14 protein-coding genes are annotated in these 15,351 nt (G+C 69.7%); 4 read left to right on the top strand and 10 right to left on the bottom strand.

What is annotated here, in order from left to right; genetic code table 11:
- Positions 1 to 2 precede the first annotated feature (2 nt).
- The 5 genes from AC07OD_RS17010 to recG all read right to left on the bottom strand — a co-directional run bounded on the left by AC07OD_RS17010 (position 3) and on the right by recG (position 6,337).
- Positions 3 to 371 (bottom strand): response regulator, encoded by a 369-nt coding sequence (locus tag AC07OD_RS17010; protein WP_218296811.1) that lies wholly within the window; start codon positions 369 to 371, stop codon positions 3 to 5.
- Between the two features lie 172 nt (positions 372 to 543).
- The gene (locus AC07OD_RS17005; protein WP_218296810.1) at positions 544 to 1,047 is read right to left on the bottom strand and encodes a Dps family protein; all 504 of its coding nucleotides are present in this window, start codon (positions 1,045 to 1,047) and stop codon (positions 544 to 546) included.
- Between the two features lie 122 nt (positions 1,048 to 1,169).
- Positions 1,170 to 2,909: a dipeptidase gene (locus AC07OD_RS17000; RefSeq protein WP_494597605.1), complete on the bottom strand. Its 1,740-nt coding sequence runs from the start codon at positions 2,907 to 2,909 to the stop codon at positions 1,170 to 1,172.
- Between the two features lie 158 nt (positions 2,910 to 3,067).
- Entirely contained in the window at positions 3,068 to 4,033 is a 966-nt protein-coding gene (locus AC07OD_RS16995) for a LysR substrate-binding domain-containing protein (protein ID WP_218296808.1), read from the bottom strand.
- 78 nt (positions 4,034 to 4,111) lie between these two features.
- Positions 4,112 to 6,337 carry an ATP-dependent DNA helicase RecG gene (recG, locus tag AC07OD_RS16990; RefSeq protein ID WP_494597604.1) on the bottom strand — a complete coding sequence of 742 codons (2,226 nt, stop codon included), beginning with the start codon at positions 6,335 to 6,337 and terminating at the stop codon, positions 4,112 to 4,114.
- Positions 6,338 to 6,485: 148 nt separating this feature from the next.
- Between recG and AC07OD_RS16985 the strand changes: the two genes are divergently transcribed.
- On the top strand, positions 6,486 to 7,766 hold the full coding sequence (locus AC07OD_RS16985; RefSeq protein ID WP_218296806.1) for a cyclic di-GMP phosphodiesterase: 1,281 nt from the start codon (positions 6,486 to 6,488) through the stop codon (positions 7,764 to 7,766).
- An 82-nt stretch (positions 7,767 to 7,848) separates the two neighbouring features.
- Positions 7,849 to 8,973, top strand: a complete 1,125-nt coding sequence (gene queA / locus AC07OD_RS16980) for a tRNA preQ1(34) S-adenosylmethionine ribosyltransferase-isomerase QueA (RefSeq protein ID WP_218341234.1) — start codon at positions 7,849 to 7,851, stop codon at positions 8,971 to 8,973.
- Between the two features lie 40 nt (positions 8,974 to 9,013).
- On the opposite strand, the gene AC07OD_RS16975 is transcribed toward queA, so the two are convergent.
- The 3 genes from AC07OD_RS16975 to AC07OD_RS16965 are packed head-to-tail and all read right to left on the bottom strand — an operon-like array spanning position 9,014 to position 10,650.
- Positions 9,014 to 9,724, bottom strand: a complete 711-nt coding sequence (locus tag AC07OD_RS16975; protein ID WP_494597603.1) for a hypothetical protein — start codon at positions 9,722 to 9,724, stop codon at positions 9,014 to 9,016.
- Positions 9,725 to 9,772: 48 nt separating this feature from the next.
- The gene (locus AC07OD_RS16970; protein ID WP_218341232.1) at positions 9,773 to 10,021 is read right to left on the bottom strand and encodes a helix-turn-helix domain-containing protein; all 249 of its coding nucleotides are present in this window, start codon (positions 10,019 to 10,021) and stop codon (positions 9,773 to 9,775) included.
- Between the two features lie 29 nt (positions 10,022 to 10,050).
- Positions 10,051 to 10,650: a DUF2975 domain-containing protein gene (locus AC07OD_RS16965; protein ID WP_255591593.1), complete on the bottom strand. Its 600-nt coding sequence runs from the start codon at positions 10,648 to 10,650 to the stop codon at positions 10,051 to 10,053.
- 179 nt (positions 10,651 to 10,829) lie between these two features.
- Here AC07OD_RS16965 and AC07OD_RS16960 point away from each other — a divergent pair, with 179 nt between their 5' ends.
- Complete coding sequence (locus AC07OD_RS16960) at positions 10,830 to 11,420, top strand: hypothetical protein (protein WP_494597602.1); 591 nt, start codon at positions 10,830 to 10,832, stop codon at positions 11,418 to 11,420.
- 60 nt (positions 11,421 to 11,480) lie between these two features.
- Here the strand turns inward: AC07OD_RS16960 and AC07OD_RS16955 are convergent, their stop codons facing one another.
- Both AC07OD_RS16955 and AC07OD_RS16950 read right to left on the bottom strand, forming a co-directional pair.
- Positions 11,481 to 13,082, bottom strand: a complete 1,602-nt coding sequence (locus AC07OD_RS16955) for a gamma-glutamyltransferase family protein (protein WP_494597601.1) — start codon at positions 13,080 to 13,082, stop codon at positions 11,481 to 11,483.
- A gap of 142 nt (positions 13,083 to 13,224) precedes the next feature.
- Positions 13,225 to 14,208, bottom strand: a complete 984-nt coding sequence (locus AC07OD_RS16950; protein WP_494597600.1) for a Bug family tripartite tricarboxylate transporter substrate binding protein — start codon at positions 14,206 to 14,208, stop codon at positions 13,225 to 13,227.
- Between the two features lie 228 nt (positions 14,209 to 14,436).
- On the opposite strand from AC07OD_RS16950, the gene AC07OD_RS16945 reads away from it, so the two are divergent.
- Positions 14,437 to 15,348, top strand: a complete 912-nt coding sequence (locus tag AC07OD_RS16945; RefSeq protein WP_218341229.1) for a LysR family transcriptional regulator — start codon at positions 14,437 to 14,439, stop codon at positions 15,346 to 15,348.
- Positions 15,349 to 15,351 lie beyond the last annotated feature (3 nt).

The raw sequence follows: 15,351 nt of genomic DNA, 5'->3' as shown, positions 1-15,351 counted from the left end.
CGTCAGGCGACGGGGCGCGCCACGGCCTCGCGGATGGAACTCAGCAGCTGCTCCAGGTCCTCCAGGTCGAAGGGCTTGAGCAAGGTCCGGACATTGGGGCCCCAGGCGCCGGGATAGTGGCCCAGCTCATAGCCCGAGCACAGGACCACCCAGCGTTGCGGGTCCTGTGCCAGCAGCCGGCGCGCGAGATCCGTCCCCGAAATGCCGGGCAGGCTCACGTCCGAGACCAGCAGGTCGTAGGACTGCAGGGCATCAAGCTCCAGGGCTTCTTCGGCCGTGGCGCACGAAGTCACCGTCTGGCCTTCGCCCTCCATCAGCATGCCAATGGTCTCGCGCAGTTCGGCGTTGTCTTCCACGTAGAGGATTCGCATACATCACAGATTTTCTTGTCCTCCATGCCCCTGACGTCGCCCCACGGCAGCAGGCGGCATGCCCAAGCCCGGATCATCCACACAAGCCAGGCGGCCCCCTGTAGGACAACACGCACTTCCGTCCCCTCGGGGCGCACGCGGGCGCCGCCCCGCGTCCAGGGCTGCGGTGCGGCTACTCCTCCAGCAGCGAGCGCAACATCCACGCCGTCTGCTCGTGCACCGTCAGGCGCTGCGTCAGCAGGTCCGCCGTGGGCTCGTCGCTGGCCTTGTCCGCCAGCGGGAACAGGCTGCGGGCGGTGCGGGCCACGGCCTCGTGGCCTTCGACCAGCACACGCACCATATCGAGCGCCTTGGGCGGCTTGGCGGGCGCGTCGGGCACCGTGGCGAGCTTGCCGAACTCGGCGTACGAGCCGGGCGCCACATGGCCCAGCGAGCGGATGCGCTCGGCGATCGGGTCCACCGCGTTCCACAGTTCGGTGTACTGCGCCATGAACATGGTGTGCAGCGTGTTGAACATGGGGCCCGTCACGTTCCAGTGGAAGTTGTGCGTGGTCAGGTACAGCGTGTAGGTGTCGGCCAGCAGGCGCGAGAGGCCTTGCGCGATCGCGGCGCGGTCCTTGTCGCTGATGCCGATGTTGATGCTGGGGGCTGCGGTGGTCTTGGGGGCCTTGGCCATGGGAAGCTCCTTCGTTGGAATGGGGGTCAATCGATGGAATCCGCCGCGCCATCGCAGCCCGGAAGGCTCCGGGCCACGGCGCGCGGCGGCTGGTGGTCACTGTAGCGCAGGCGCCAAAGCCATCACTGCATCTGGCTCAAATTCCCGATGCGCACGAGCATCTCGGTGAACATCTGCATGTCCGCGTCCAGGTCCACCACTTCCTTGAACTCCTTGGCGTTGTGGGCCGTGTACTTCTTGCCCGGCATGGCGGGGCCGAAGTTGATGGCGTTGGGCATGAGCTTGGCCGTGGTGCTGCCGGCCGTGGGCACGGGCTTGGCTTCCAGTCCCGTGGTGTCGCCAAAGGTGTTGAGCAGCGTGGAGAGCCAGGCGCCCTGGGGATCGCGGGCCATCCAGTTGCCCTGGCTGTGGTCCACCTCCACCGCCACGCCGGCCTGGGCGCCCCAGGCCTTGATCTTCGCGGCCGTCGCCTGGGAGAGCGCCTCGGGCGTGCTGCCGCGGGGCATGCGCACATTGACCAGCACGTCGACCTTGCCATCCTTCTCGCGGATGAGGTTGGGCGACATCGTCAGCGGGCCCATGAAATCGTCGCTGTAGGCCAGACCCAGAGTGCGGCCCAGGTAGTCGGTGCCGTACAGGTCGGTGAGGTAGCGCACGGCCTGCGCGTAGCCGTTGGGGGCGAGCACCACGCCGGATGCCTTCAGGAACAGCGCCAGGCGCGGCAGCGGGTTCACGCCTTCTTCAGGGCGCGAGCCGTGGGCCGATGCGCCGGTGACCTTGACCTGCACGGCTGCGCCGTCCTGCGTGACATCGATGCTGAAAGGCCCGCCCTGCGGCTTGTACTTCTCGATGAAGGCCGCCTTGGCAGCGTTCAGGCGCGCCGACACGTCGGCGGTGTTGCCTCCCTGCAGCCTGGCCGTGGCGGTCTGCGGCACGGCGTTGGCCGATGCGGCGCCGGCCATGGCGGTGATGGCGGTGGCGCTGACGCTAGCCATCGATCCCAGCGCGAACGAGGCGCGCAATGCGCCAGACCCCTTCTCGGCCACCACGGCGGGGTACTTGCTGTCGAGCACGATGTTGTACTCGGGCAGCTCGGTCCTGGCGCGGTAGTACTTCATGGCGTCGCCACCGGTCTCTTCCGTCGTCTCGATCATGAGGCGGATGGTGCGCGACAGCGGCAGGCCGCTGTCCTTGACCGTCTTCATCGCATACAGCACGGCGGCGATCGAGCCCTTGTCGTCGATGGAGCCGCGGCCGTACAGGTTGCCGCCCACGCGCGTGAGCTTGAAGGGATCGAGGCGCGTGCCGTCGTCCAACACCCATTCGTCGGCCACCACGGGCACCACGTCGGCGTGCGTGAGGATGCCGAACTCCTCCTTGCCCGTGCCGGGCAGCTTCACTTCAAAGATGCGGTTGTCCACATTGCGGTACTGCAGGCCAAAATCGCGGGCCATGCGTTCCACCAGCGCGCCGAAGGCGATGATGGACTTGTCCTCGTGCGGCGGCACTTTCTCGGACCGGAAGGTGGGGAGCGCCACCATCTTCGCCGTGGCGTCGATCACCGCGGATTGGTTGTGCAGGCGGTTGTACAGGCCGAGCAGGCGGCCGATGTTGACCAGGTCATCGCCCGCCAGCGGCTGCTTGGCCGCATAGGCCGAGACGCTGGCGCGCAGCAGCGGGTTCTCGCGCGCGGCCTGGGCCAGGAACTCGGTGAAGCTGCCTTGCGCTGCGGCGGGCAGCACGGCCACCAGGCGGTCCATGTCGGCCTTCTTGACCGTGCCCGCCGAGGGTGCGTTGGTGGGCATGCTGGTGCACGCGGCCAGGCCCAGGGCCAGGCCGGCGGCCATCAGGATTTTTTTCATCTATTGCTTTCCTTGGGTTGTGGAGTGCGCAGGGCGCCCGCGGTGCGCATGTGGCGCAGCCCCGCGGTGCGGGCGGCCCGTTGGCGCCGCCCGCGGCGTGCCGCCCGAAAGCAGCCGCACGCCATGCGGGGCGAGAGTGTAGTCCCGCGCAGGCTGGGTCAGGACAGGCGCTTGACGCCGGGCAGCTCGCAGGCATACACGGCGTTGCGCAGTGCCGCGATGGCTTCGTAGCGCGTGAAGCTGCGCCGCCATGCCAGCACCACGCGGCGCATGGGCGGCGGCCCCCCGTCCTCTTCACGGATGGGCAGGTAGCGGATGTAGGTCTCGTCGCTCTTGCGGCGGCGTGACACGGTCAGCAGGGCGTCGCGCGGCACCGACAGGCGCGGCACCAGGGTCACGCCCATGCCCGCGGCCACCATGTGCTTGATGGTCTCCAGCGACGAGCCCTCGAAGGACTTGCGGATGCCCTCGGCATTGCTCGCAAAGCGCGCGAACTCGGGGCAGACCTCCAGCACGTGGTCGCGAAAGCAGTGGCCCGCCCCCAGCAGCAGCATGGTTTCACTCTTGAGTTCGGCGGCCGTCACGGATTTCTTGGCCGCCAGCGGGTGCGAACTGGGCACCGCCGCCATGAAGGGCTCGTCGTACAGCGGCGCCATGGCCAGGCCCGTGTCCGGAAACGGCTCGGCCAGGATGGCGCAGTCGATCTCGCCCGTGCGCAGCATTTCCAGCAGCTTCACCGTGAAGTTCTCCTGCAGCATGAGCGGCATCTGCGGCGAGCGGCCGATGGCCTGGCGCACCAGGTCGGGCAGCAGATAGGGCCCGATGGTGTAGATCACGCCCAGGGTCAGCGGGCCGGCCAGCGGGTCCTTGCCGCGCTTGGCGATTTCCTTGATGGCCGCCGCCTGTTCCAGCACGCTCTGGGCCTGGCGCACGATCTCCTCGCCCAGCGGCGTGACCGAGACCTCGCCCGCGCTGCGCTCAAAGAGCTTCACGTCGAGCTCTTCCTCCAGCTTCTTGATCGCGACCGACAGCGTGGGCTGCGAGACATAGCAGGCATCGGCCGCATGGCCAAAGTGCTTCTCGCGCGCCACGGCGACGATGTATTTGAGTTCGGTCAGGGTCATGGTCTGTTCCTGGGCTGGGGGTGAATGGCAGTCCCCTGCCCATGCTGCGCGCGCGGCGGCTTGGGGGGAATGTCATCTTCATGCCTTCAGATAGTCCGATTTTCCACCCAACCAGCGCGCCACGTGTTGCGCCGCCAGGTCCGGGTGGCGGTCCAGCATCACCGGCGCCAGTTCGCGGGCCCAGTCGAGCAGCACGGTGTCGGTGGCCAGGTCGGCAAAACGCAGCAGCGCGTCGCCCGACTGGCGCGCGCCCAGGAACTCGCCGGGGCCCCGGATCTCCAGGTCGCGCCGGGCGATCTCGAAGCCGTCGTTGGTCTCGGCCATGGCACGCAGGCGCTCCTTGGCGGTCTCGCCCACGCGGCCGCTGTCGTTGGTGGCATACAGCAGCACGCAGGCGGACGCCGCCGCGCCGCGCCCCACGCGGCCGCGCAGCTGGTGCAGCTGCGACAGGCCAAAGCGCTCGGCATGCTCGATGACCATGAGCGAGGCGTTGGGCACGTCCACGCCCACCTCGATCACGGTGGTGCTGACCAGCACGCCCATCTGGCCGCTGGTGAAGAGCGCCATCACCGCCTTTTTCTCGGCCGTGGGCATGCGCGAGTGCAGCAGGCCGACCATGCAGCCCGGCAAGGCTTCGCTCAAGTCGGCGTGCGTGGCAGTGGCGTTGCTCAGGTCCAGCGCCTCACTCTCCTCGATCAGCGGGCACACCCAGTACACCTGCCGGCCGGATTCCACCTGCGCGCCGATGCGCTCGATGACCTCGTCCTTGCGGCTGTCGGCGATCAGCTTGGTGACGATGGGCGTGCGGCCTGGGGGCAGCTCGTCGATGACCGAGACGTCGAGGTCGGCGTAGTAGCTCATGGCCAGCGTGCGCGGAATGGGCGTGGCGCTCATCATCAGCATGTGCGGCTCCATGGGAACCTTGCGCCCCCACGCTCCGCCGCTGCGCGGGTCGCTGCCCCCCGAGGGGACCGCGTCGCCTTGGGGCGGCCCGGCGGCGACGCCCTCCGCCAGCTTTTGCCGCAGCGCCAGCCGCTGCGCCACGCCGAAGCGGTGCTGCTCGTCGATGATGGCCAGCGCCAGGTTCTTGAACCGCACCTGGTCCTGGATCACGGCGTGGGTGCCCACCACCAGCGCCGCCTCGCCGCTCTCGACCAGCGCCAGCATGGCGGTGCGGTCCTTCTTTTTCTGCCCGCCCACCAGCCAGGCCACCTTGCGGCCTCGCTCGGCCAGTAGGGGCTCCAGCCAGCCGATCATCTTGGCGAAGTGCTGCTCCGCCAGGATCTCGGTGGGCGCCATCAGCGCGCACTGCCAGCCCGCGTCCATGGCCAGGCACGCGGCCAGGGCCGACACCACCGTCTTGCCCGAGCCCACGTCGCCCTGCAGCAGCCGGTGCATGGGCACCTGGCGCGCCAGGTCGGCCGCGATCTCCTCGCCCACGCGGCGCTGCGCGGCGGTCAGGCTGAACGGCAGCACGGCCATCAGTTGCTCGTGCAGCGGCAGCGCACCATCGGTGGGCCGACGCACCTTCAGCACCGGCGCACGCAGCATGTCCCGCGCGCGGCGTGATTGCTGCTGCGACAGCTGCTGGGCCAGCAGCTCCTCCACCTTCAGGCGCTGCCACGCGGGGTGGCTGTGGTCTTCCAGCGTGGACAGCGCCACATCCGGCGTGGGGTGGTGCAAAAAAGTGAGCGCCTCGCGCAGGCTGAACAAGCGCGGGAGGCCATTCTGGCTTGTAAAACGCGCATACGGCGGCTCGGTGCCGGGTGGCAGCGTGTCCGACAGGTCCACCCGGGCCAGCGCACCGACCACCGCGCGGCGCAGGTAGGGCTGCGGCAAGCCGGCCGTGGTGGGGTAGACGGGCGTGAGCGCGGCGGGTAGCTCGCCCCCCGCCAGGCGGAACGCCGGGTGCAGCATCTGCCGGCCCCAGAACCCGCCCTTGACCTCGCCCCGGATGCGCAGGCGCGCGCCCACGGACAGGGTCTTCTGGTGCGAGGGGTAGAAGCTGAAGAAGCGCAGCTCGCACGTGCCGGAGCCGTCCTCCACCTGCACCACCAGCTGGCGGCGCGGGCGCAGCTGCACCTCGCTGGCGGTCACGGTGGCTTCGATCTGGACCATCTGCCCGTCGCGCGCGCTGGCCAGCGGGGTGATGCGGGTTTCGTCCTCGTAGCGCAGGGGCAGGTGCAGGGCCAGGTCGATGTCGCGCTGGAGGCCCAGCTTCTGCAGCGCCTTCTGGGCCACCGATGCACCGCCCTTGGGCACGGCAGGCGCCGCCGCCGCCGGGGGGCTAGGGCGAATCGGCATTCACATGTCCCCTAGGGGAAACTCTGGATACGGCGGCGGGCATGTAGCGGGTTTTACGAACGACACGAATGGGCAAAAAGGCTACCATGGTTACCACTGCCAGCGCGTCAAGGCAGGCGCCTTTTCCGAGTCCAGGGGTCTTCTTGCCATGCTCAAGCGCATCCAAATTCAGCACCTTACCCTGGGCATGTATCTGCACGAGTTCTGCGGCTCGTGGATGGAGCACCCCTTCTGGCGGGCCAAGTTCCTGCTGAGCGACCCCAAGGACCTCGCCCGCATCCAGGCCACCGCGATCCATGAATGCTGGATCGACACCTCCCGGGGCCGGGACGTGGCCCCCGGCACCGCCTCGGTGTCCCGCGAGGAGGTGGACGCCCAGATCGAGACGGACTTCAGCCGGCTGGAGGACCTGCCGCCCATCAAGGTCACGCTGCCCTCCCCACCCCCGCCGCCCAGGCGCGACCGCAAGCCCGCCGACATGAAGAGCGAGCTCAAGGCCGCCGCCGCCCTCTGCGTGAAATCCAGGGAGGCGGTGATTTCGATGTTCAACGAGGCACGCCTGGGGCGCGCGGTGGACTCCGCCAGCGCGCAGAGCCTGGTGGAGGAAATCTCGGACTCCGTCACCCGCAACCCGGGCGCGCTCATCAGCCTGGCGCGCCTGAAGACGGCGGACGACTACACCTACATGCATTCGGTGGCCGTGTGCGCGCTCATGGTGGCGCTGGCCAAACAGCTCAGGCTCAAGGACGACCAGCAGCGGCTGGCCGGCATGGCGGGCCTGCTGCACGACCTGGGCAAGGCCGCGGTACCGCTCGCGGTACTCAACAAGCCCGGCAAGCTCACCGACCAGGAGTTCACCGTGGTGCGCAGCCATCCGGTGCAGGGCTTTCACATGCTCAAGGAAGGCGGCAACATGCCCGACGCGGTGCTGGACGCGTGCCTGCACCACCACGAGAAGGTGGACGGCTCCGGCTACCCGGACAAGCTGCAGGGCGACGGCATCAGCGTGATCGCGCGCATGACGGCGATCTGCGACGTGTACGACGCCATCACCTCCGACCGCCCCTACAAGCGCGGCTGGGACCCCGCCGAATCGCTGCGCCGCATGGCCGAATGGACCCAGGACCACTTCGACGCGCGGCTGTTCCAGGCGTTCGTCAAGAGCATCGGCATCTATCCCGTGGGCTCGCTCGTGCGGCTGACCTCGGGGCGCATCGGCGTGGTGACCGAGCAATCGGCCGCGGCGCTCACCACGCCCCACGTCAAGGTGTTCTTCTCCACCAATTCCGGCCTGCGCGTCCCGCCCGAGACGGTGGATCTCTCCGCCCCGGGGTGCCACGAGAAGATCGTCGCCCGCGAAGACCCGGACAAGTGGCGCTTTCCGGACCTGAACGAGCTGTGGTCGGGCTTTCCCGAAAAGACCTGGTAGGCCCGGCCCCCGGCCCCGCCGTGGGAAAATGGCGGCCTCCCCGCTTTTTTCTTGGCACGGGCCTGTCCGGCCCTCAAGCCCCATGACCGCATCCAGCCCGCCTGCCCCGCGCACCTACACGCTCAGCGACTTCGACTTCTCGCTGCCTCCCGAACTCATTGCCCAGCACCCCGCCGCCGAACGCAGCGCCTCGCGCCTGCTGGACGGACGCGCCATCGAGCCCGTGGACCGCATCTTCCGCGAGCTGCCCGGCCTGCTGCGCGAAGGCGACCTGCTGGTGTTCAACGACACCCGGGTGGTCAAGGCGCGCATCTTTGGCGAGAAGGCCAGCGGCGGCAAGCTGGAGCTCTTGATCGAGCGCGTGCTGCCCGCCGAAGCCGGCGGCACGGGCAACGAAGTCGTGGCCCACATGAAGGTCAGCAAGAAGCCGCTGCCCGGCAGCACCGTGCACATGGCGGGCGGCCGCCACGGCGGTGGTTTCGACGCCACGCTGCTGGGCCGCTGGCCCCATGACGACGGCCCGCTGTTCCGCTTTGCGCTGCACGGCCCCGCAGGCGAGTCGCCGTGGGAGCTGATGGACCGCCACGGCCACCTGCCGCTGCCGCCCTACATCGAGCGCCAGCAGAACACCGGCCACGACCCCGACGAAGCCGAGGACAGCCAGCGCTACCAAACGGTGTTTGCGCGCGCCCCCGGCGCCGTGGCCGCGCCCACCGCCGCGCTGCACTTCGACGAGGGCGTGCTGGCCGGCCTGGCCGCGCGCGGCATCGAGCGCGCCAGCGTCACGCTGCACGTGGGCGCGGGCACCTTCCAGCCCTGCAAGACCGAAAACCTGGCCGAGCACCAGATGCACAGCGAGTGGTACGAGGTGCCGCTGGCCACGCTGGCCGCGCTGGAGCGCTGCCGCCAGCGCGGCGGCCGCGTGGTGGCCGTGGGCACGACCACGGTGCGCACGCTCGAATCGTGGGCGAAGACCGGTCTGGCCACGGGCGACACCAGCATCTTCATCACGCCGGGCTTTGCTTTCCAGGTGGTGGATGTGCTGGTCACCAACTTCCACCTGCCCAAGAGCACGCTGATGATGCTGGTGAGCGCGTTCGCGGGCTATGCGCACACCATGGGCCTGTACCGGCACGCCATCGCGCAGGGGTACCGGTTCTTCAGCTACGGGGATGCGATGCTGCTGGAGCGCCCACCCGCGCGTTGACCGGCGATGCGGCCCTGCGGCTCCACGGCAATCGGCGGGGTCAAGGGCAGTTGCTGACGGGCGCCACGCGCGGTGCGGCGCCCACATCGGGCAGGCGATTGGCCGAGGGCAGCCGCACGCAGTAGGTGCCCGACGGGCTCTCCACCTGCGTGACCCGGGAGCCATCGCCACCGCGCCACTCGCGGGTCGAAATCGCAGCACCCAAGGGACTGGCCGCTGGCGCGCCGTCTCCCACTGCCAGTTGCGCCGCCGGTACGGCACCGTGGCGGCGCTGCCATTCGCGCTCTTGGCGGTCGGCACGGCCCACGGCGTCGGGGCTCCAGCGCAGAGGTGCATCGGCCATCCGGCTGTCGGACGCAGGCAGCTCGGGCGCGGGCGCAGCGGCAGTCGCGGCCTGCGGAGGGGACAGCTGCACGGCGCGTGCCGGGGTGCCAATGACCGTGCCGGTCACTGCATCGGTGGGCGCGTCGGCGCTGCGGTGGCGCTCTGCCGCACGCACCGGGCGCGATGCAGATGCGGGCGCGGAAACGGAACCCTTGGGGAGAGCCTGCGCACGCCCCGGGCCGAGCACCGCCATGGCGGGCTGCAGCACCTCGGCGTGCGCGATCCACTGCACCTCCATCGCTTGTCGCGGTGATGTGAATGGTGGCGGTGGTGCCGATAGCGATGGCGAGACGCGGCTGGTCGACAGATTCCACGCGGTCAGGATGACACCGTGCAGCAGCACCGAGGCCACCACGGCCACTGCCACGCGCCTGCGCCGGCTGACGGAAGCGGCACCCCAGCCCCACCAGCGCACTTACACGCCTTCTTGCGCCGCGCCGTCGTCCGCGCCATCACCGCCGCTGTCCACCCACGCCAGCAGGTCGCCGGGCTGGCACTGCAGGTACTCGCAGATGGCCGAGAGCGTCTCGAAGCGCACGCCCTTGACCTTGCCGCTCTTGAGCAAGGACAGGTTGGCCTCGGTGATGCCCACATGGGCCGCCAGATCGCGCGACTTGACCTTGCGGCGCACCAGCATCTCATCCAGGGTGACAACAATCGTCATGGTGTGGCAGTCGCTCTCGGAACCTGTTTTCAGACAAACGCATCGGATTCGGCCTTCAGGCGGCTGCCCTCGGCGAGCACGTGGGCCAGCAGCAGCATCATCAGCCCGACCACCAGCACACTCATCTCGAACGAGCTCACGCTCAGCACGACCATACCGCCCTTTTGCCCCGACGCGAGCCACGACAGCATCGCCGAGACGCCGACCTGGTAGACCAGCGACGCCACGAACATCGCCAGAAAGCCCCAGCCCACGCCCCGAAACCCGCGCACGACCTCCGGCCCGAACACCTCGCCGCGCAAGAAGGCGCGGCAGATGCGGTGCACGCACAGCACGGTGTACAGCAGGGCCAGGCCGGGTATGCACTCCAGCGCCACGCCGAGCCAGCGCCAGGCGGCGTCCATCGTTGCCGGCGCGACCACGCCAGCCACCATGGCCTGCGCAGGCACCACCGTCACGGGCAGCCAGCGCCCCCAATCCATCGCATGCCCGATGGCGGCCCAGCGCGCCAACGACAGCCCGATGGACACCAGCGCGCAGGCCCAACTGGCCACGAGCAGACCCCAGGCCAACCGCCGAAAGGCGGTGCTGTGGACCGATGAGCGCTGCAAATCAAGGGAATGAGGCATTTGGGCACCTGAGTTTTCTGCAAAACAATAATAACATGCCGTTTTACAGTAATTATTGCCCCATGCAACCCAGCTCCCTTTCTTCCCCGAGCAACCCCAAGCCCGCACCCGCACTGCTGCGCGCTACCGCCTCCGCTCTTTGCTGCAGTCGCCCGGCACCGTGGGGTCGACCCCTGCTGTTGGCTGTGTGCGCCGCGGTGCTGCTCGCCGCGTGCGGCAGCGTGCCGGTGTCGTCGCTCTGGAAGCTGCGCAAGCTGCAGATCGAGACGCTGGATCCGGCGGCGCTGCGCGCAGCCGTGGTGCACAGCCCGAGCCTGCAGTTGCACGGTCAGTCGCTGGTGCTGTCGGTGGGCGTGTCGCGCAAGGTGCGCCTGCCCGGCGACCGCGACACGGTGGAACGCCTGGAAGAAAAGCTGCCGCTGCAGGAGCTGCGCAGCACCGCGGAACGCAGCCCGCTGGCGCCGTACGAGTCCAGCCACACCGTGGTGCAGGTCTGGCGCATCGAGCCCGCCGACCTGCGGCGCCTGCAGGCGCTGCGCGACAAGGCCCTGGCCTGGAAGGCCGCCGACGACGGGCCGCGGGAACTGAGCCTGGGGCTGGAGCTGGCCGGCTGCCAGATGAAGAACAGCCCGAGGAACCAGGTGGTGAGCACCCTGCTGCGCTTCACCGACCCGGGCGAGTACATCCCTCTCGTGCGCAACATCGACGTGGCCGAGACCATGCCGGCGGCGGAGCTGCAAAAGCGGTTTCCGGACTGCGCGCCCGGTTGACCCGCGCGCAGCGGCCGTGGGCAGCCTGCGCACCCGCCGCCAGCGCGCCGGGCCCGGTGGTCAGAACGCGACCGCGTGCCCGTCCTTGCGTGGGTCCGACCCGGCGATGTAGTGCCCGCCGTCGCGCAGGACCAGCTGGGCCCCGCCAAAGGCGAACACGCCGTTGCCCTCCTCCACCGTGACCTCGTGGCCGCGCGCACGCAGCGCCGCCACCACGGCGGGATCGAACGCGGGCTCCACGGCCACGCCCTTGCCGCCCGTCACGCGCCAGCGGGGCGCGTCGGCGGCGGCCTGCGGGTTCTGGCCGTAGCGCAGCACGCGCAGCGCCATCTGGGTGTGACCCTGGCTCTGCATGGGGCCGCCCATCACGCCAAAGGCCATTTGCGGCGTGCCATCGGCATGCATGGCAAACGCCGGGATGATGGTGTGCGAGGGGCGCTTGCGCGGGCCCACTTCGTTGGCGTGGCCTGGCTTGAGGTTGAAGCCGTGGCCCCGGTTCTGCAGGCTGATGCCCGTGCCCGGCACCACCACGCCCGAGCCGAAGCCCATGTAGTTGGACTGGATGAACGAGACCATCATGCCCTGGCTATCTGCCGCCGCCAGGTACACCGTGCCGCCCGGGCGCGGCGCGCCGTGGCCCGGGTCGCCCGCGCGCTCGGGGTCGATGAGCGCCGCGCGGCTGCGCAGGTAATCGGACTGCAGCAGGTCGCGGGGAGTCACCGGCATCGCATCAATGTCGGCGTTGTACTGGTCCAGGTCGGCCAGCGCGAGCTTCATGGCCTCGATGCTCGCGTGCACCGTCTCCACGCTGTCGAGGGGGTGCTCGCCGATGCCGTGCGCGTCCAGCATGCCCAGAGCCATCAGCGCGGCAATGCCCTGGCCGTTGGGCGGTATCTCGTGGATCACCGAGTCGCCGAAGCGCTGCTCGATGGTGCCCACCCAGTCGGCCTGGTGCGAGGCGAGGTCTTCGAGCGTCATCGCGCCGCCGTGGGCCTGTGCATGGGCCACCATGCGCTCGGCGATCACGCCCCGGTAGAAGGCCTCGCCCTGGGTCTCGGCGATCAGTTCCAGCGTGCGCGCATGGGCCTCGCTGCGGAAGATCTCGCCCGCCCGCGGTGCGCGGCCACCGGGCAGGAAGCACTCGGCAAAACCGGGCTGCGCGCCCAGCTTGGCGCCACCCAGCGCCCACAGGCGGGCGATGGTGGGCGACACCGGAAAACCATTGCGCGCGTAGTCGATGGCGGGTTGCGCCAGCTGTGCGAAGGGCAGCTTGCCCAGGCGCCTGGACAGCGCCACCCATGCCGAGACGGCGCCCGGCACGGTCACCGCGTTCCACCCCGTCTCGGGGATGCCGCCCAGCTTCTTGAAATACTCCGGCGACCACGCGGCCGGTGAGCGGCCCGAGGCATTGAGGCCGTGCAGTTCCTTGCCGTCCCACACGATGGCAAAGCCGTCGCTGCCGATGCCGCAGCCCGTGGGCTCGACCACGGTGAGCGCCATGGCGGCGGCGATGGCGGCATCCACCGCGTTGCCGCCCGCCAGCAGCATGCGCAGCCCCGCCTGCGCGGCCAGTGGCTGCGAGGTAGAGACCACATTGCGCCCCATGACCGCGCTGCGGTGGGAGGCGTAGGGAAGGGACCAGTCGAGGGTTGGGTTATTCATAGCGTTCTGACTCCGTGGCTCGCAAGGGTTGCGGTGCGTGGAAACTGGCGCGGCGCAAAGCGAGAGACGCCAAGGAAGGGCTGCCCCGCACCGAGGGCGTCGTCCCCCTCGGGGGGAAGGCGCCGAAGGCGACTCAGGGGGGCTACTCCACCGCGATTTTGTGCTGCCGAATCACCGTCGCCCAGCGGTTGCTGTCGGCCTGCACCATGGCACCAAACTGCGCGGGCGTGCGCGGCGCGGCAGGCTCCACGCCCAGCTTGGCCAGGCTCTCGGCCACTTCGGGCGCCTGCACTGCCTTGGCAAAGGCCTTGTGCACCTTGTCGACCAGCGCGGGCGGTGCGCCCGCGGGCAGGTACACGCCGAACCAGGTCACCGACGAATAACCGGGCAGGCCGGACTCGGCCAGCGTGGGCAGCTCGGGCGCCAGCGTGCTGCGCTTCTCGCTGGTCACGGCCAGGGCCCGCAGGCGGCCGGCCTTGGCGTGCGGCATGCCCGTGGGCAGGGAGTCGAACAGCACGTGGGTCTGCCCGGCGATCAGGTCCGGAATGGCCAGCGCCGTGCCCTTGTAGGGGATGTGCGTCATCTCCACGCCGGCCTGCGCGCTGAAGGCTGCCGTGTTCAGGTGCACGATGGTGCCGTTGCCGCTGGTGGCGTAGTTGAGCTTGCCTGGATGGGCCTTGGCGTAGGCGATGAGTTCGCCCACGGTCTTGACCGGCAGCGAGTTGGTGACCAGCAGCACGCTGGGTGCGTCAGCCACGTGGGCCACGGGCACAAAGTCCTTGCGCGGGTCGTAGGCCAGCTTGGGCATCAGATGGGGCGAGATGGCATGCGTGCTGCTGGTGGTCAGCAGCAGAGTGTAGCCATCGGGTGCGGCCTTGGCCGCCTCGGCCGTGCCCAGGGTGCCGCCGGCGCCGGGCTTGTTGTCCACGACCAGCTGCTGGCCCAGGTCGGCCGCCACGCGCTGGGTGACCACCCGGGCCACCAGGTCGGTGGCGCCGCTGGCCGGAAACGGCACGATGACCCGTACGGGCCGGTCGGGCCACGCGGCCTGCGCCTGTGCGCTGGCGCCCCACACCATCAACCAGGCCAGGCACACGACGCCACGGCCCCAGGGAAAAAGACGCATACAGGTACTCCAGAAGAAGGGGAAAAGCGCGATGCCGGACCGCGCACGCAGACAGGGACAGGGGGAGCCGCAGGGCCCCGCCCGGGGGCAACCAGACAGCCATCTTAGGAAGCCAGCCCCCGGAAGACCAACGCCAAATAGGCAAGCAGCTTTGCCGCAGCGGCAAACCACTTCATACTTTGGGCCACCACCCGGCAATACGCCCCACTCCAGCCCCCTGCCCTGCCCATGCGCCCCCAGCTCCTGCAAGACACCGCCCTGCGCTACTTCCTGGAGGTAGCGCACAGCGGTTCGCTCACCGAAGCCTCGGCACGGCTGCACGTAGCCGCTTCGGCGCTCAGCCGCCAGATCGCCGGGCTGGAGGCGCAGCTGGGCACGCCGCTGTTCGACCGCCACCCGCGCGGCATGGTGCTCACCGCGGCCGGAGAGATCCTGGCCGTGCACGCCCGGCGCACGGTGCTGGACGCCGAACGCGCGCTGGGCGAGATCGGCGCGCTGCAGGGCCTGCGCGCGGGGCAGGTGCGTCTGGCCACGTCGGACGCATTTGCCAACGAGTTGGTGCCGCGCCTGTGTGTGGAATTCCAGCGCACGCACACGGGCATCCAGTTCAGCGTGATCTCGCTGCCCACCGCCCAAGTGCCCGACGCGGTGCGCAGCGGCGCGGCCGACATCGGCCTGTGCTTCAGCCGTGCGCCGCACAAGGACATCGAGGTCGCCTACCGGCAAGGCGCTCCGGTGCTGGCACTCATCCCGCCCGGCCATGCGCTGGCGGAATCGGCCAGCGTCACGCTCGCGCAGATGGCCGCCTACCCCCTGGCCCTGCCGCCCGCCGAGACCACGGTGCGCCAGATGATCGACATCGTGTGCAGCCGCCAGGGCCTGCAGCTGGAGGCGGTGCTCATCAGCAACCATGCCAAGACGGTGCTCAATTTCGTGGCGCATGGCGGGGGGCTGTCGGTGGCCAGCGAGATCGCGGCACGCCACCTGGTGGCGGCGGGCGCCGTGGTGGCCGTGCCCATCAGCGACCCTGGCATGGACCTGCGCGACCTGGAGGTGCAGACCCTGGCGGGCCGCAGCCTGCCCGTGGCGGCGCAGGCCTTTCTCGACCTGCTCAAGGAGCGGCTGCCGGGGCGCTGGTAGACC

The sequence above is a fragment of the Acidovorax sp. GW821-FHT10E03 genome, assembly GCF_059415205.1.
Note: the sequence above shows the minus strand (reverse complement) of the source record. Positions and strands in the feature narration are given on the sequence as shown.

What these genes read in the sequence shown, in the direction of transcription:
- AC07OD_RS16965 (WP_255591593.1), bottom strand. Translation starts at nt 10,650, where the DNA reads ATGCCTCATTCCCTTGATTTGCAGCGCTCATCGGTCCACAGCACCGCC.
- AC07OD_RS17000 (WP_494597605.1), bottom strand. Translation starts at nt 2,909, where the DNA reads ATGAAAAAAATCCTGATGGCCGCCGGCCTGGCCCTGGGCCTGGCCGCG.
- AC07OD_RS16955 (WP_494597601.1), bottom strand. Translation starts at nt 13,082, where the DNA reads ATGAATAACCCAACCCTCGACTGGTCCCTTCCCTACGCCTCCCACCGC.
- recG (WP_494597604.1), bottom strand. Translation starts at nt 6,337, where the DNA reads ATGCCGATTCGCCCTAGCCCCCCGGCGGCGGCGGCGCCTGCCGTGCCC.
- AC07OD_RS16985 (WP_218296806.1), top strand. Translation starts at nt 6,486, where the DNA reads ATGCTCAAGCGCATCCAAATTCAGCACCTTACCCTGGGCATGTATCTG.
- queA (WP_218341234.1), top strand. Translation starts at nt 7,849, where the DNA reads ATGACCGCATCCAGCCCGCCTGCCCCGCGCACCTACACGCTCAGCGAC.
- AC07OD_RS17005 (WP_218296810.1), bottom strand. Translation starts at nt 1,047, where the DNA reads ATGGCCAAGGCCCCCAAGACCACCGCAGCCCCCAGCATCAACATCGGC.
- AC07OD_RS16970 (WP_218341232.1), bottom strand. Translation starts at nt 10,021, where the DNA reads ATGACGATTGTTGTCACCCTGGATGAGATGCTGGTGCGCCGCAAGGTC.
- AC07OD_RS16995 (WP_218296808.1), bottom strand. Translation starts at nt 4,033, where the DNA reads ATGACCCTGACCGAACTCAAATACATCGTCGCCGTGGCGCGCGAGAAG.
- AC07OD_RS16945 (WP_218341229.1), top strand. Translation starts at nt 14,437, where the DNA reads ATGCGCCCCCAGCTCCTGCAAGACACCGCCCTGCGCTACTTCCTGGAG.
- AC07OD_RS17010 (WP_218296811.1), bottom strand. Translation starts at nt 371, where the DNA reads ATGCGAATCCTCTACGTGGAAGACAACGCCGAACTGCGCGAGACCATT.
- AC07OD_RS16950 (WP_494597600.1), bottom strand. Translation starts at nt 14,208, where the DNA reads ATGCGTCTTTTTCCCTGGGGCCGTGGCGTCGTGTGCCTGGCCTGGTTG.